14 protein-coding genes are annotated in these 13,997 nt (G+C 61.4%); 7 read left to right on the top strand and 7 right to left on the bottom strand.

All coding sequences use genetic code 11. The features are described 5' to 3' along the window. Positions 1-22: 22 nt before the first annotated feature. Positions 23-988 (bottom strand): arsenic resistance protein, encoded by a 966-nt coding sequence (locus K5K89_RS02510; RefSeq protein ID WP_222540804.1) that lies wholly within the window; start codon positions 986-988, stop codon positions 23-25. Between the two features lie 178 nt (positions 989-1,166). Between K5K89_RS02510 and K5K89_RS02505 the strand changes: the two genes are divergently transcribed. Together K5K89_RS02505 and K5K89_RS02500 are read left to right on the top strand one after the other, a co-directional pair. Continuing rightward, on the top strand, positions 1,167-2,144 hold the full coding sequence (locus tag K5K89_RS02505; RefSeq protein WP_222540803.1) for an alpha/beta fold hydrolase: 978 nt from the start codon (positions 1,167-1,169) through the stop codon (positions 2,142-2,144). A 12-nt stretch (positions 2,145-2,156) separates the two neighbouring features. Further along, entirely contained in the window at positions 2,157-2,570 is a 414-nt protein-coding gene (locus tag K5K89_RS02500; RefSeq protein ID WP_071492434.1) for a hypothetical protein, read from the top strand. A 42-nt stretch (positions 2,571-2,612) separates the two neighbouring features. Here the strand turns inward: K5K89_RS02500 and gabP are convergent, their stop codons facing one another. Then, complete coding sequence (gene gabP / locus K5K89_RS02495) at positions 2,613-4,004, bottom strand: GABA permease (RefSeq protein WP_071492435.1); 1,392 nt, start codon at positions 4,002-4,004, stop codon at positions 2,613-2,615. Positions 4,005-4,558: 554 nt separating this feature from the next. On the opposite strand from gabP, the gene K5K89_RS02490 reads away from it, so the two are divergent. The 5 genes from K5K89_RS02490 to K5K89_RS02470 all read left to right on the top strand — a co-directional run bounded on the left by K5K89_RS02490 (position 4,559) and on the right by K5K89_RS02470 (position 8,764). Beyond that, entirely contained in the window at positions 4,559-5,332 is a 774-nt protein-coding gene (locus K5K89_RS02490) for an ABC transporter ATP-binding protein (RefSeq protein ID WP_012721734.1), read from the top strand. A 13-nt stretch (positions 5,333-5,345) separates the two neighbouring features. After that, positions 5,346-6,098, top strand: coding sequence for an ABC transporter substrate-binding protein (locus K5K89_RS02485; RefSeq protein WP_071492436.1), 753 nt, complete (start codon positions 5,346-5,348; stop codon positions 6,096-6,098). Positions 6,099-6,172: 74 nt separating this feature from the next. After that, a complete protein-coding gene (locus K5K89_RS02480) occupies positions 6,173-6,868 on the top strand; it encodes an ABC transporter permease (RefSeq protein ID WP_222540802.1) in 696 nt (231 codons plus the stop codon). 38 nt (positions 6,869-6,906) lie between these two features. Next, the gene (locus K5K89_RS02475; protein WP_071492538.1) at positions 6,907-7,596 is read left to right on the top strand and encodes an ABC transporter permease; all 690 of its coding nucleotides are present in this window, start codon (positions 6,907-6,909) and stop codon (positions 7,594-7,596) included. Continuing rightward, positions 7,577-8,764, top strand: coding sequence for a methyltransferase (locus K5K89_RS02470; RefSeq protein ID WP_222540801.1), 1,188 nt, complete (start codon positions 7,577-7,579; stop codon positions 8,762-8,764). Before K5K89_RS02475 ends, K5K89_RS02470 begins: the two co-directional genes overlap by 20 nt. 241 nt (positions 8,765-9,005) lie before the next feature. On the opposite strand, the gene bcsQ is transcribed toward K5K89_RS02470, so the two are convergent. The 5 genes from bcsQ to K5K89_RS02445 all read right to left on the bottom strand — a co-directional run bounded on the left by bcsQ (position 9,006) and on the right by K5K89_RS02445 (position 13,986). Then, positions 9,006-9,908 carry a cellulose biosynthesis protein BcsQ gene (gene bcsQ, locus K5K89_RS02465; protein WP_071492438.1) on the bottom strand — a complete coding sequence of 301 codons (903 nt, stop codon included), beginning with the start codon at positions 9,906-9,908 and terminating at the stop codon, positions 9,006-9,008. Between the two features lie 177 nt (positions 9,909-10,085). Continuing rightward, entirely contained in the window at positions 10,086-11,210 is a 1,125-nt protein-coding gene (locus tag K5K89_RS02460) for an alginate O-acetyltransferase AlgX-related protein (RefSeq protein WP_071492439.1), read from the bottom strand. Positions 11,211-11,222: 12 nt separating this feature from the next. After that, positions 11,223-12,638 carry an MBOAT family O-acyltransferase gene (locus K5K89_RS02455; protein ID WP_222540800.1) on the bottom strand — a complete coding sequence of 472 codons (1,416 nt, stop codon included), beginning with the start codon at positions 12,636-12,638 and terminating at the stop codon, positions 11,223-11,225. Positions 12,639-12,655: 17 nt separating this feature from the next. Then, complete coding sequence (locus K5K89_RS02450) at positions 12,656-13,321, bottom strand: cell division protein FtsQ (protein ID WP_222540799.1); 666 nt, start codon at positions 13,319-13,321, stop codon at positions 12,656-12,658. Beyond that, the gene (locus K5K89_RS02445; protein WP_071492442.1) at positions 13,321-13,986 is read right to left on the bottom strand and encodes an SGNH/GDSL hydrolase family protein; all 666 of its coding nucleotides are present in this window, start codon (positions 13,984-13,986) and stop codon (positions 13,321-13,323) included. Before K5K89_RS02445 ends, K5K89_RS02450 begins: the two co-directional genes overlap by 1 nt. Positions 13,987-13,997: the final 11 nt, after the last annotated feature.

The following is a 13,997-nucleotide window of genomic DNA, read 5'->3' as shown; positions in this document are numbered from 1 at the left end:
ACAGACTGGAAGATTTGTGCGTCTACCGACCTGCGGGCCACACCCACTTCGGGATCAGCCGCACATAAATCAACTCCCCGACCAGTTCGACCAGGGTTTGCAGGATCACCGCCGTCGCCGCCAACCCGCGCACATCCTCGGGAAGGGCCAGCGCCAAGGGCAGCACCACCAACGAATTGCGCGTCGATGCGCTGAATGTTACCGCACGTGCCGTTGCGGCCGGGAGCGCAAACAGCCGCGACGCCAGCGCACCCATCAACGGCGCCAACAGCAGAAAGCCGATATACACCGGAATCACCGGCAACAGCAGGTTGATATCCCGCACCACGGAAGTGATTTGCGAACCGATCACCACAAACAACACCAGCGCCATCGCCGGCACGGGCAGCCACGCCCAGGCGCTGCTCCACGCGTTGACGACAGATGATCGCCGCGCCAGGGAAGTCGTGAGCACTGCCAGAATCATCGGCATCACAATCAACGACAGGAATGCTTCGACAAATGGTCCCACCTCCACCACGACCTCAGACTGCGGCCCCAGCATCAACCCCAAGTACAACGGCAACAGCGCCAACTGCAGCAGCAACAGCACCGGCGTCGCCGCCAGCATCAGCCGCGAATCGCCCTTGCCGATATGCGTAAACACCACCACGTAGTCGATGCAAGGCGTCAGCAACACCAGCAACGCCCCCACCAGCAACGCCGGGCGCCCGACCAGGCTTTGGGTCAGCGCCCACACCAGCAAGGGCACCAGGATGAAGTTGACCAGCAGCAATGCCGACAGGAAGCGCTTGTTACCCAAGCCTTGACGCAGGTCCAGAAACGGTATTTGCAGGAACATCGCGTACATCAGCACGGCGATGGCGGGGGTGACCAGTGCGCTGAGATCGTGGGCGAATGAAAGGGGAAGCAGACCGAAAACGACGGCCAGAAACACAGTGACGAGGTAGATCGGAATCTGGTTGTGTTCGAGGGCATCGCGGGTCATAAGATGGTCTAGTCGAATCGAAAGAGTGCAAGGTTATGCATCTACCGGCTCCAGGTCGAGCGACGCAAGCAGGCGATCCAATCCGTCATTTGATAAACCACCAAATGACAGCGCAAGTGCTGGCAAACTGAGCAATTGTTTCTAAAAAAACAAGAAACCGATCGAGGTCGAGAAACCAATGAATTTGAACGACGCCTCTTTACAATTGCCTCCAGCCCCGTCTGCACGCGATCACAGCGAACCCTTCAAGGAACCCGCCGCCGACGGCCATATCCTGGGCGGCTTCGCTTGGCGCCATATCAGGACCGACCCCGCACGCCCGGTGGTGATCATCAACGCCGCCACCTCCGTACGCTGCCGCCACTACGCTCGCTTCGCCGACTACCTGTTCGCCAACGGCTTCGATGTCCTCACCTACGACTACCGTGGCATCGGCGAATCCCGCAACGGCTCGCTGCGCCACTTCAAGGCCTCGTGGTCGGATTGGGGCGTGCTGGATTTCGAGGCGATGCTCACGCGTGCGCAACGGGAGTTCCCAGGGCAGCCGATTGACGTAGTCGGCCACAGCTTTGGCGGTTGCGCGGCAGGGCTCGCGGCGTCGGGTGCTGCTATTCGACGGATCGTCACGGTGGGCGCACAGTTCGCCTACTGGCGCGATTACGCACCGAGCGGACGCTGGCGCATGTTTGCCAAATGGCATGTGGTAATGCCGCTGCTGACGGCACTGTGCGGATACTTCCCCGGCAAGCGCCTGGGCTGGCTGGAAGATACGCCAGCCGGCGTAGTGCGCGACTGGAGCATGCCGACGCCCCGATATGAAACACGCCCCAGCGGTCGAGCGCTGGGCAACCTGCCCTTCAGCCGCGTGAAGGCGCAGATACTGGCGATCAGCATCACGGATGACCCCTTCGGCACCGTGGCGGCCATCGAGCGGTTGCTGGGTTATTTTGACGGCAGCGAGCGTACGCACCTGCGCATAACGCCGGAAGATATCGGCGAAAACCAGGTCGGGCACTTCGCCTTTTTCCGCAGCGAATATCAGGACCGTTTATGGCCGATTGCATTGGCGTGGCTTCAAAACGGTCAATTGGCCGCAGATACCCTTGGGATTTCCCCCAACCTGCGCTTCAATACTCCCCCCGATCCAGAACCCTAGGACGCCAACCCCATGGCCTCGCCGAACAAGCAGCAAAAACGCGCCCACCGGGCCAAGGCCAAGGCCAAGCAGAACCGCACCCAGCGCGCCGTCGCGACCAAACCGGATGCGTTTGCCGGCGATGACAGCCGCATTGACTTGGAGTCGGTGGATTTGACGGAGATGTTTGTCGAGATGCGCACTGCAGGCGAAACCAGCCAGCAGGCGTTGTGCACGGCATTCCTGGCGCACCCGTTGTTGGCGCTGGTGCTGGAGCAGGAAGGTGAAGAGCAGGCCACCGATTTCATCCTGGCGGCGCTGATCGAGTATCGACAGTGGGCGACGGATACCGATGATGAGGCGGCTGCATTGGCGTGGATCGAGTCGCCGCAGTTCCAGGCCGATTACGTCGCGGCGTCTCAGGCGCTGATCACCCCGGAAGCCTGACGCAAAAACAAAGTGGGAGGGGCTTGCCCCTCCCACATTGGGTCAGTTAAGTACCGCAGCCCCCACTCGCTGCGCCTTGCGGCGACTCGCCACCAGCAGGCCCGCCGCCACTACCAGCAAGCTCAGCACACCGGTCGCAATGATCTCGACCCGATGCGCTTCCTGGAACAGCATGATGGTCAACGTCCCCACGATGAACACCATCACCGCGTAGGTCAGGCCAGGGAACAGCCACATCTTGAAGACAATCTTCTCGCCCGCCGCCGTGCGCTTCTGGCGCATGCGCAGTTGCGATACTGCGATCACCAGGTACACCAGCAGCGCGATGGCGCCGGAGCTGGCCAGCAGGAACTCGAACACCGCCGCCGGGGCCACGTAGTTGGCGAAGACCGCCAGGAACGCCGCACCGGTGGACAACAACACCGCCCAGTAGGGCGTGCCGCTCTTGTTGGTACGCTTGGCCACGGCCGGTGCATCACCGCGACGGCCCAGGGAGAACAGCATGCGCGAAGCGGTATACAGCGCCGAGTTCAAGCAACTGGTCACGGCCACCAGTACCACCAGGTCGACGATCAGCTTGGCATTCGGGATACCCATGCGTTCCAGCACGGTCTGGTAGGAACCCACGGCCGCGAGGGTCGGATCGTTCCAAGGCACCAGGGACACCACGATGAAGATCGACAGCAGGTAGAACAAACCAATCCGCCAGATCACCGAGTTGGTGGCCTTGGTGATTTGCTGGCCTGGGTTCTTCGATTCAGCGGCGGCGATGGTGACGATCTCGGTCCCCATGAACGAGAACATGGTGGTCAGGATCGCAGCCAGTACGGCGCCCATGCCGTTTGGCATAAAGCCCTGGGTATCGAACAGATGGGAAACACCGCTGACCTGGCTGGTCGGCAGGAAACCGAAAATCGCGGCCAGGCCAAGGATCACAAAGCCTACGATCGCCACGACCTTGATCAACGCGAACCAGAACTCGAACTCGCCGTAGTTCTTCACGCTGAACAGGTTGGTCGCCGTCAGCAGCAGGGTGATGATCAGGGTAAAGGCCCAGATAGCCACATCCGGGAACCAGGCATGCAGGATGGTCGCGGCGGCGTTGGCTTCCAACGGAATCACCAAGACCCAGAACCACCAGTACAACCAGCCGATGGTGAAGCCGGCCCAATGGCCAATCGCACGGTCGGCATAAGTGGAGAACGAACCGGTGTCCGGCGACGCCACGGCCATTTCGGCCAGCATGCGCATCACCAATACCACCAGCGTGCCCGCTGCGGCATACGCCAGCAGTACGGCCGGGCCGGCGGCAGCAATCGCGTGGCCGGAGCCTACAAACAGACCGGCACCGATGACGCCGGCAATCGACAGCATGGTGACGTGACGCGGTTTGAGCCCCTGTTCGAGGTCATTGGAGCTTTGCGTACTACTCATTGACACACCTTTGCGAGGAATTGCGAAAACGGTCCACCCGGCCCGGGATCTTTCTCGTGAAAAGAAACCAACAGGGCGTTCTTTATTTTTTACGCAAGATTTGCGCCAAAATGTTACAGAGCCACGATTGACGCGGGCTGTAGGACGATTCAACAACCACCGCAAGTCATTGAGAACAATGGCATTCCGCTATAGCGTTACCGTGCGACTCACATTCAAGACGAATAAACGCACCATAAACACACACAAAAAGTACGTGACGCTCCATAAAAGGGCTGATAAGCACCGTTTGCCCGGTTAACCCTTCCAACACCCGGCCAAAGCTGGCACCATCGCGCCCTTTTTTACGCAAAGCCTGCGGTTTTCCGGGTTCAAACGGTTGTTCGGTTGTTGATGGCGCGACACGCTGCTGTGCCGATGCGACACCCCGCCGCACACCATCGGTTTACCGTCGGCCGCGCTGTTGGCTGCCATCAGGACGCTATGCTAGCTTGGCGCCTCGCCAGGAAGGCGGCCCAACAGCAGGATTGCAACGAACACAATGAGGACCCCACATGGCCGAGGCCACGCCCGCGCTTGAAATCCGCAACTTGCATAAACGCTATGGTGAGCTGGAGGTACTCAAAGGTATCTCGCTGACCGCTCGCGACGGCGATGTGATCTCGATCCTGGGTTCCTCCGGTTCCGGCAAGTCCACCTTCCTGCGCTGCATCAACCTGCTGGAAAACCCGCACCAGGGCCAGATCCTGGTGGCCGGCGAAGAACTCAAGCTCAAGGCCGCGAAAAACGGCGAACTGATGGCCGCCGACGGCAAGCAGATCAACCGCCTGCGCAGCGAAATCGGTTTTGTGTTTCAAAACTTTAACCTGTGGCCGCACATGAGCATCCTCGACAACATCATCGAGGCCCCGCGCCGCGTGCTCGGCCAAAGCAAGGCCGAAGCCATCGAAGTCGCCGAAGCGCTGCTGGACAAGGTCGGCATTGCCGACAAGCGCCACGCCTACCCCGCGCAATTGTCCGGCGGCCAGCAACAACGGGCCGCCATCGCGCGCACCCTGGCGATGCAGCCCAAGGTCATCCTGTTCGACGAGCCCACTTCCGCGCTTGACCCGGAAATGGTTCAGGAAGTACTTAATGTGATCCGCGCGCTGGCCGAAGAAGGCCGCACCATGCTGCTGGTCACCCATGAAATGGGCTTCGCCCGTCAGGTGTCCAGTGAAGTGGTGTTCCTCCACCAGGGCCTGGTCGAAGAGCAAGGATCGCCACAGCAGGTGTTTGAAAACCCGCTTTCGGCGCGCTGCAAACAATTCATGTCCAGCAACCGCTAACGGAGCAACATGCATGCAGAACTATAAAAAATTCCTTCTGGCCGCGGCCGTCTCGATGGCGTTCAGCGCCACGGCCATGGCAGAAACCTTGAAAATGGGGATTGAAGCGGCCTACCCGCCGTTCAACAACAAAGACGCGAGCGGCAACGTGGTCGGCTTCGACAAAGACATCGGCGACGCCCTTTGCGCCAAGATGAAAGTCGAGAAGTGCGAAGTGTATGTGTCCGACTGGGACGGCATCATCCCGGCCCTGAACGCCAAGAAGTTCGACTTCCTGGTGTCCTCGCTGTCGATCACCGACGAGCGCAAGCAGGCCGTCGACTTCACCGACCCGTACTACTCCAACAAGCTGCAATTCATCGCGCCTAAAGCCACCGCCGACTTCAAGACTGACGCGGCGTACCTGAAAGGCAAGGTCATCGGTGCACAACGCGCGACGCTGGCCGGTACCTACCTGGAAGACAAGCTGCCTGAAACCGAAGCCAAGCTGTACGACACCCAGGAAAACGCCTACCTCGACCTGACCTCCGGTCGCCTGGATGGCATCCTCGCCGACAAGTACGTGCAGTACGAATGGCTCAAGAGCAAAGACGGTTCGGCCTACGAGTTCAAGGGCGACCCGGTTGTAGAAAGCGACAAGATCGGTATCGCCGTACGCAAGGGCGACCCACTGCGCGAGCGCCTGAACAAAGCCCTGGCAGAGATCAAGGCAGACGGCACCTACAAGAAGATCAACGACAAGTACTTCCCTTTCAGCATCGAATGATCTGAACGGTATGCCCGACGCGCTCACCTGAGCGCGTCGGCTTTTTGCAATGCCTGCCGCGATATGAAAACACCATGAATTTCGATCTCTACGGATTCGGCCCGGCGCTTGCCGCCGGCGCGCTGATGACCGTCAAACTGGCGCTCACGGCCCTGTGCCTGGGGTTGGTGCTCGGCCTTGCCGGGGCCTTGGCCAAGACTTCGCCGTACAAGCCGCTGCAATGGGTGGGCGGTGCGTATTCGACCATCGTGCGTGGCATTCCCGAATTGCTGTGGGTGCTGCTGATTTACTTCGGCACGGTCAACCTGATGCGTGCCCTCGGTGAGTTCTTCGGCAACCCCGACCTTTCCCTGAGTGCCTTCGCCGCCGGGGTCATTGCCCTGGGCCTGTGCTTTGGCGCCTACGCGACCGAAGTGTTCCGTGGCGCGATCCTCGCCATTCCCAAGGGCCACCGTGAAGCGGGTGTAGCCTTGGGGCTGTCGAAGTTCCGGATCTTCACCCGGCTGATCATGCCGCAGATGTGGCGCATCGCCCTGCCGGGCCTGGGCAACCTGTTCATGATCCTGATGAAGGACACCGCCCTCGTATCGGTGATCGGCCTGGAAGAAATCATGCGCCATGCGCAGATCGGCGTGACTGTCACCAAGCAGCCCTTCACCTTCTTCATGGTCGCCGCCTTCATGTACCTGGGCCTCACCGTGCTGGCCATGACCGGCATGCACTTCCTGGAAAAACGCGCCGCCTGCGGCTTTGCAAGGAGCACCCAATGAGCGGCGACTACAGCTGGCTGGCGCATTTCGACCTGGGCCTGAACTGGGCCGTGATCATCAAGTGGCTGCCCAAGTTGGCCCAGGGCGCCATCATGACCCTGGAGCTGGTGGCCATTGCGGTGATCGCCGGCCTGTTGCTGGCGATCCCGCTGGGCATCGCCCGTTCCTCGCGCCGCTGGTACGTCAGCGCCCTGCCCTACGCCTATATTTTCTTCTTTCGTGGCACGCCGCTCCTGGTGCAGTTGTTCCTGGTGTACTACGGCCTGGCGCAGTTCGATTCAGTGCGCGCGAGCTTCATGTGGCCCTACCTGCGCGATCCGTTCTGGTGCGCCACCGCCACCATGACCCTGCACACCGCCGCCTATATCGCCGAGATCCTGCGCGGCGCCATCCAGGCCATCCCGCCCGGCGAGATCGAAGCGGCGCGAGCCCTGGGCATGTCCAGGCCGAAGACGCTGTTCTACATCATCCTGCCGCGCGCCTCGCGCATCGGCCTGCCGGCGTACAGCAACGAAGTGATCCTGATGCTCAAGGCCAGCGCCCTGGCCAGTACCGTTACCCTGCTGGAATTGACCGGCATGGCACGGACCATCATTGCCCGTACCTACTTGCCGGTAGAGATTTTCTTCGCTGCGGGCCTGTTCTACCTGTTGATGGCCTACGTGCTGGTACGCGCCTTCAAACTGCTGGAACGCTGGCTGCGCGTCGATGCCTGCCAAGGACGTTGAGGCACGCTTCCAGGCGCTGGATGCGTTCCTGATCGAGCACCAAGGGCTGTGGAAACCACGGCCCTTTACTCATCTGCACTTGCCCTGGGAAACCCAGCACCCCGAACTCGCCCAGTGGCTGCGGCAACGCTCGCTGGACGATGCCGAAACCTGTCACAACCACCCCCATGACCTGCCGGCACCGGCGCCTTTTGCGCAGCTCGCCGCGCACGCTCGCGCGCTCAGTGCTGTGGATAAGTTACCGACGCAGCCCCTGGCTCCCGCCCGCCATCGCCTGAATGTCGATGTTCCAGGTCGCAAGTGGGAACAGATTGAAGCCTTCGGCAGTACGCTGCAGTTTGCGCAAGCCCCCACCCACTGGCTGGACTGGTGTTCAGGCAAGGGCCACCTGGGTCGCCGGCTGTTGCAAGCCGATCAGGCCCTGACCTGCCTGGAATACGACCCGGCACTGATCGCGGCAGGCCAGGCCTTGAGCGATCACCATGGCCTGCCCGCCACTCATCGTTTGCAAGACGTGATGGCCGATGTGGCGATCCACGCCGAACACACCCCCGTCGCCCTGCACGCCTGTGGCGACCTGCATGTGCGCCTGCTGCAACTGGCCAGCGCGGTCGGCTGCAAGCAGCTGGCGCTGGCGCCATGCTGCTACAACCGCATCACTGCCGACACCTACCAGCCACTGTCCAACGCAGGCCGTGCTTCAACCCTGCAACTGTCCATCGATGACCTCGGCCTGCCGCTGAGCGAAACCGTCACCGCTGGCAAACGCGTGCGCTTGCAACGCGATACGTCCATGGCACGGCGCCTGGGTTTCGACCAACTGCAACGCGAACTGCGCGGCCTCGACGAATACCTGCCCACACCGTCCCTGCCTGCCCGTTGGCTGGACAAGTCCTTCGCCGATTACTGCCGGGAGCTGGCGAACCTCAAAGGGTTATCCACAGGTGAACAGGATTGGGCGGCACTGGAGGCCCACGGCTGGCGCCGCCTGGCTGAGGTGAGAAACCTGGAATTGGTGCGTGGTCTGTTTCGGCGCCCGCTTGAGGTTTGGCTGGTGCTGGATCGGGCGTTGTTTCTCGGTGAGAACGGCTACAAGGTCGACGTAGGCACCTTCTGCGATCCTGCACTGACGCCGCGCAACTTGATGGTGCTTGCCGAGCGCGATTAGAGGGCAAAATTGTCGCAGCGCAGCCTGTGGATAACTCTGTTGATGGATTCTTTACGGAGCCTGTAGGCATCTGCGCTACAGGCCAAAAGCCGTACTGGTCATTTTTTGTTCACAAAATAAAATGCACGCAAAACAGGCAGTTGCAGCGTGATGAGAAACGCTCCACAAAATGGCTGTTGGGTGACAGGTGCATCCAACCGATTGTGCATAAGCATCTGGGGTCAGGCGTATAACCAGCGCTTTATGCTCGGGTGTTTGGCGCCTTCAACAGTTGGCAAAGATCGTTGATATCGTCACCCGCCAGGCCCTTCTCTGCGCTTTCCACCGGGTCGTCACCAAAAGCCAGCGCTTCATGGATCCGCATGTCGCGATGCACTTGCAGCGCCTCTTTCCCCAGCCTCTGGGTAAAGGCCTCGATCATGTCCAGGCAGAAAGCATTCCTTTCATCCACTTGGTTGATAACCACGTGCACGCGAGGCGCGTGTTCACTTTCAAGGTGCGGGGCAAGCAGTGCATCCAGATGGTCGAGGGTGCCCAGGCATGCAGCGTCTGCCTGCACAATGACCAGCACGACATCGGCGACACTCAGCGCTTGATGGAAGTAGATGTTGTTACCGGCAGGTGTGTCGATGATCACTGTCTGTCGCGCACTCAAGTCGAGGGCTGCCAGGTGTTGAGCCAGCCAGCGCGGCTCCTGCTTGAGCCAGCGCTCCAGGCTTTCCTGCTGTGGGATGTCGATTTCACCAAAGGGGATTACCTGGCAGCCGGCGAAGCTGAGCTGTTGAAGCGGGTTCCATGGCCCATGTTCCAGGCTGGTACGCCCGATGCCCGGCAACGCCGGACTCACGCCGAAGTGAAGATGCAAGGCGTTCTGCGGGTCCAGGTCCAGGGCCACGACGGACTCGCCCTGACGCTGCAGACCACTGCTCAAGGCAGTGGCCAGGGTACTGCGGCCGACGCCGCCATTGATCGACACCAGCGCCACCACTTTTGGCTTGAGGGGCACGGTGTCTGCGTCCTGGCTGACGGCACCATCATCCGCGCGGGGAATACTGCCGAAGAAATGCATCCGCGCCTCCCTGCCGCGCTCATCCTGGCAGATGTCCTTGCCGAGCAAGGCTAAAAGACCATTGGTAATGCTCATAGCTGACCCCTCATCACGGCGAAGCCCAAAGACGTGAAAAGGTCAGCTGATACGACTGCTTACCGCAGGTCTTTTTGTGGTCGCCCTAGTGCAAGCCAGTCTGCTTCAGGCACGCAAAAGTGTCATTATTTTGATGAGGAAGCTGTCTATTTTTTAGACAAACGGCAAATAGTCAAATTACTGACCAACCGTGATCGCATCGTAGGGCGTTTGCAGGTCCCGCTCCGGAATCTCCCAAATCAATAACTTGGGCGGTGTTTGCTTGAAGGCCGGGCTTTCGAAATAGGCCTTGGCCGCCCCCGAGAACTCGCCCCCGTCCTTGCTGAAATTGCCGACCGGCGCATTCAGGGCTTTTTGCAGGAAGCCGACGAAGTTGGAGTTGCGCGAAAACGAGGTGCCGATCAGCGCCACATTGGGCAGGCCAGCGTCGCCAAACAGGTCGTCGGCATTGCTGGTCGCGCCGCCGGTTTCATGGGCGCTGCTGGCCGCGACCCACTCCCCCGGCGGCTGCAACGTGGGCGGCAACCAATCCAGACCGGCCAGGCGCACCAGGTCTCCCGGGCGTACGGCGAGCGGCGCCTGGGTGATATCGAACGTCTGCTCCGGCGTGGCCTTGATGCCCCGCTGCTGGATGCGCTGCGCGAGCGCCTGTGCGCCGGCGTTGGAACCGATTTCGCTCCAGTGGGTATCGGTACGCAGGTAGGCTTCGGCGCCCAGGGGTTTCAAAGTGTCAGTCAGGTCCAGCGCGGAAACGCCGGCAGCTTGCAGCCGTTTGGTCCAGTCCTGAATGCGGCCGTCGAGCACCGCCGGGCGGTACAGGCCACAGCGTTCGGCAGCGGCGATGCGGCTCTTGTCCGGCACCACCACCACTTGCAGGTCGATGCCTTTTTGACCCAGTTGTTTTTGCAGGTCGATCACCGCCTGGGCCTTGGTCTGGGCATTGGCCTCGGCATGCCGGTTGATGCGCAGTTCATCACTGATAAACAGCCAGCCCGGGCAACCTCGCCGTACCCGCGGCCCGGTGTCACCGAACGCCAGCCAGCTGCCGCCGCGCTCCAGGTTGGCGGCCTGGATTGCCATCGGTGCCTTGGCCAGTTCCTTGGCAAAACGGTGGGTCAGGTCGCCGTGCAGCAGCATGTCGCTGTCGACCTTGGCCGGCACATAGCTGATCGGTCCCTTCACCATCAGCCAGGCGCATGACAACAGCCCCGCCGCCAGGAAGGGCACCAGCACCCAGGCCGCCAGGGGGCTGGTGCGAACGGCCAGTTCACTCGGAGGCGTCGGCGCGGTAGGAGCAGGCATGATCGGGCGTCCTTAGAACTGAAAGTACAGAAACGGTACGGCGTCACGGCTGGCGATCAGCGCGAACGACAACACAAACCCGGCCACCGGCCACAGCGAAGCCGCCAGCACAAACCACGGTTGGGTGCCGAAGCGCTGTTCACAACGCACCTGCCAGATTGGCGCGATGATGCAGACCAGGCCCAACAGCGCGGCCATGCCATGGGCCGGGCGCATGGCCACGGCCATCGCGTCACCCAAGGCCATGCCATGCAGGCCGAACTGGCCGGCGTACATGGTCAGTGCCGAGTGGAAGTCCGGCGCACGGAACAAGGTCCAGGCCAGGCACACAAACAGCAAGGTCAGGACGTGCGACAACACCGGCGGAATGCTCGGCATGCTCGATCGCGACCAGGCGCGGTCGACACACAGCGCCACGCCATGGGCCGAACCCCACAACAGGTAGTTCCAGCTGTCGCCGCCGTGCCACAACCCGGCAATCGCCATGGTCAGGAACAGGTTGCGATAGGTGCGCCACACGCCGTCGCGGTTCCCGCCCAGGGCGATGTACAGGTAGTCGCGCAACCAGCTGGACAACGACAAGTGCCAGCGCCGCCAGAAATCCTGGATGCTGCTGGCCAGGTACGGCCGATTGAAGTTTTCCGGGAAGTGGAAGCCCAGCATCAGGCCCAGGCCGATGGCCATGGCGCTGTAGCCGGCGAAGTCGAAGAACAGTTGCAGCGAATACGCCAGGCAACCGATCCAGGCGTCCACCAGGCTCGGGTGTTCCAGGTGGAAGGCGATGTCCACCAGCGGCGACAGGGTGTCGGCCACCAGCACTTTCATGCCCATGCCGATCATGAAGCGCCGCGCGCCCAGGGAGAAATTCGCCCAGTTGAAATACCGCTGGTTCAGCTCGCGGCGAACCCAGTCGTAACGGATAATCGGGCCGGCAATCGAGTGCCCGAACATCGAGATATAGGTGGCGTAGTTGATGAAGCTGCGCTCCACCGGCACCGTATGACGGTGCACATCCACCAGGTAGGAAATCGCCTGCAACACGATGAACGACAAGCCGGCCGGCAAGGCCACACGCTGCCAGTCCAGCGGCATCGCGCCGTACCAGGTGATCACCTCGCTCACCGTGCCGGCGACGATGTTGGCGTACTTGTACCAACACAGCACCGCCGTGTTGAATACGATCAATGCGATCAACAGGCGCACCCGGCCTTTGCCGTCCTCACGGGAGCGGTCCACCAGCAAGCCGCCGACCCATGCCACCACGGTCAACACCATGTGCAGGAACAGGAACAACGGGCTCAACCAGCCGTAGAACAGCCAGCTGCCGATCAGCAGGATGACGTTGCGCCAGCTCGGACGAGCCAGCGCGTAGATCAACAGGAAGGCCGGCAGGAACAACGTGAGGAATTCGAGTGAGGCAAAGACCATGGTGGTGTCGGGCCCGATCAGTTAGCGAGTGCGTCAGAGGCGAACAGCAACTTCGAGCCTTTATCTGAAGGAACGGCCAATACGCTGTAGCGCTCGCCCGCCTTGAGCGTGAACGTCAGCGGCTGACCGACCGGCGCGCCGGCGCATTTGAGCTGCACCGACAGTTCCACCGGGTTGATCATGCGCCGCTGCACCGCACCTTCAGCGACCTTCTTGAACAACTCGGCCTTTTGCGCCACGGCTTCCAGGCTGGCGTCGGCGCAGCTGGCGTCGGCGTTGATGAAGGCCAGGGAGGCCTTGAGCGCATTGAAGTCGTCCGGCACTTCGCGCACCACCAGCTGGCGCGTAGCGCCCTTGGCGTCGACCAATGCGACCACTGTGGCGAACTCACCCGGCGCGACGTTCACCGAGAAATCCGCGTTTTTGCCGCCGCTGCTCAAGACGCCCTTGATCGGCTTGTCGCCGCCGACCACCGGCAGGAACGCCGACACGGCTGTGTCGCCGCTCAGGACCAAGCTGGCCTTGGAACCGTCCGCCACCAGCTTCAATTCGCCCGGGCTGCCGTTGGCAAAACGCAGGAACGCTGCGTCTTGCTCCGGGCCGGTCGGATACAGCGGGATGTCGGCACTGTAGGCGCTGACGCTGGCAAGCAAGGTCGCCAGGCCCAGGGTCATTCGCTTCATTATTTGCTTCCTTTACCGTAGGCCGATGGCGGCAGGTTACCCAAGGCTGTCCCGATCGCCTTGGCCCACTTCTGGTAGCCGTCGATGGTGAAGTGCTGGCCGTCGGTGGTGATCCACTCGCCCGGCTTGGAGAAGGTCAGCGAGTCGATGTAAGTGCACGGCGCCACGTTGCTGGCCAGGAACGACGACATCAGCTTGGTGCGGGTGTCGTCCTTCTTGTACTGCGAACCGACCTTGCCCCATGGCGGGCCGACCCACACGCACTTGGTGCCGGTGGCGGCGATTTCCTTGGTCAGCGAGGTCACGCTTTTCCAGGCCCAGGCTTTGGGGAACACCGGGTTGGTGTAGGAGCCCATGGTGTCGCCGATGATCAACACAACCACGTCGGGCTTGTCCTTGGCGATCAGGTCTTTGATCGGCGTGGTGCTCATGGCGTTCTTGCCATAGATCACAGCCTTGCCGGTGGGCATGCGCTCGCCGCCGCACTCGACTTTTTTCGGCACCACCCAATCCGCCGCGCCGGCACCGCACGCACCGATGGAGTGAACCACCGCGCCTTGCTGGGTGAGGTTGTCTTGCAGCGGGTTGAGCAACGAATCGGGAAAGCTCATATGACTTTCGCCCAATACCAGCATGGTCAGGCCGGCAATCGCAGAAACAGGCATGAATGACTCCG

Origin of the sequence: Pseudomonas sp. DR208 (assembly GCF_019823005.1) — a bacterium.
Classification (GTDB): Bacteria; Pseudomonadota; Gammaproteobacteria; order Pseudomonadales; family Pseudomonadaceae; genus Aquipseudomonas; species Aquipseudomonas extremorientalis.
The sequence above is the reverse complement of the archived record's forward strand: the minus strand, read 5'-3'. Positions and strand labels throughout refer to the sequence as shown.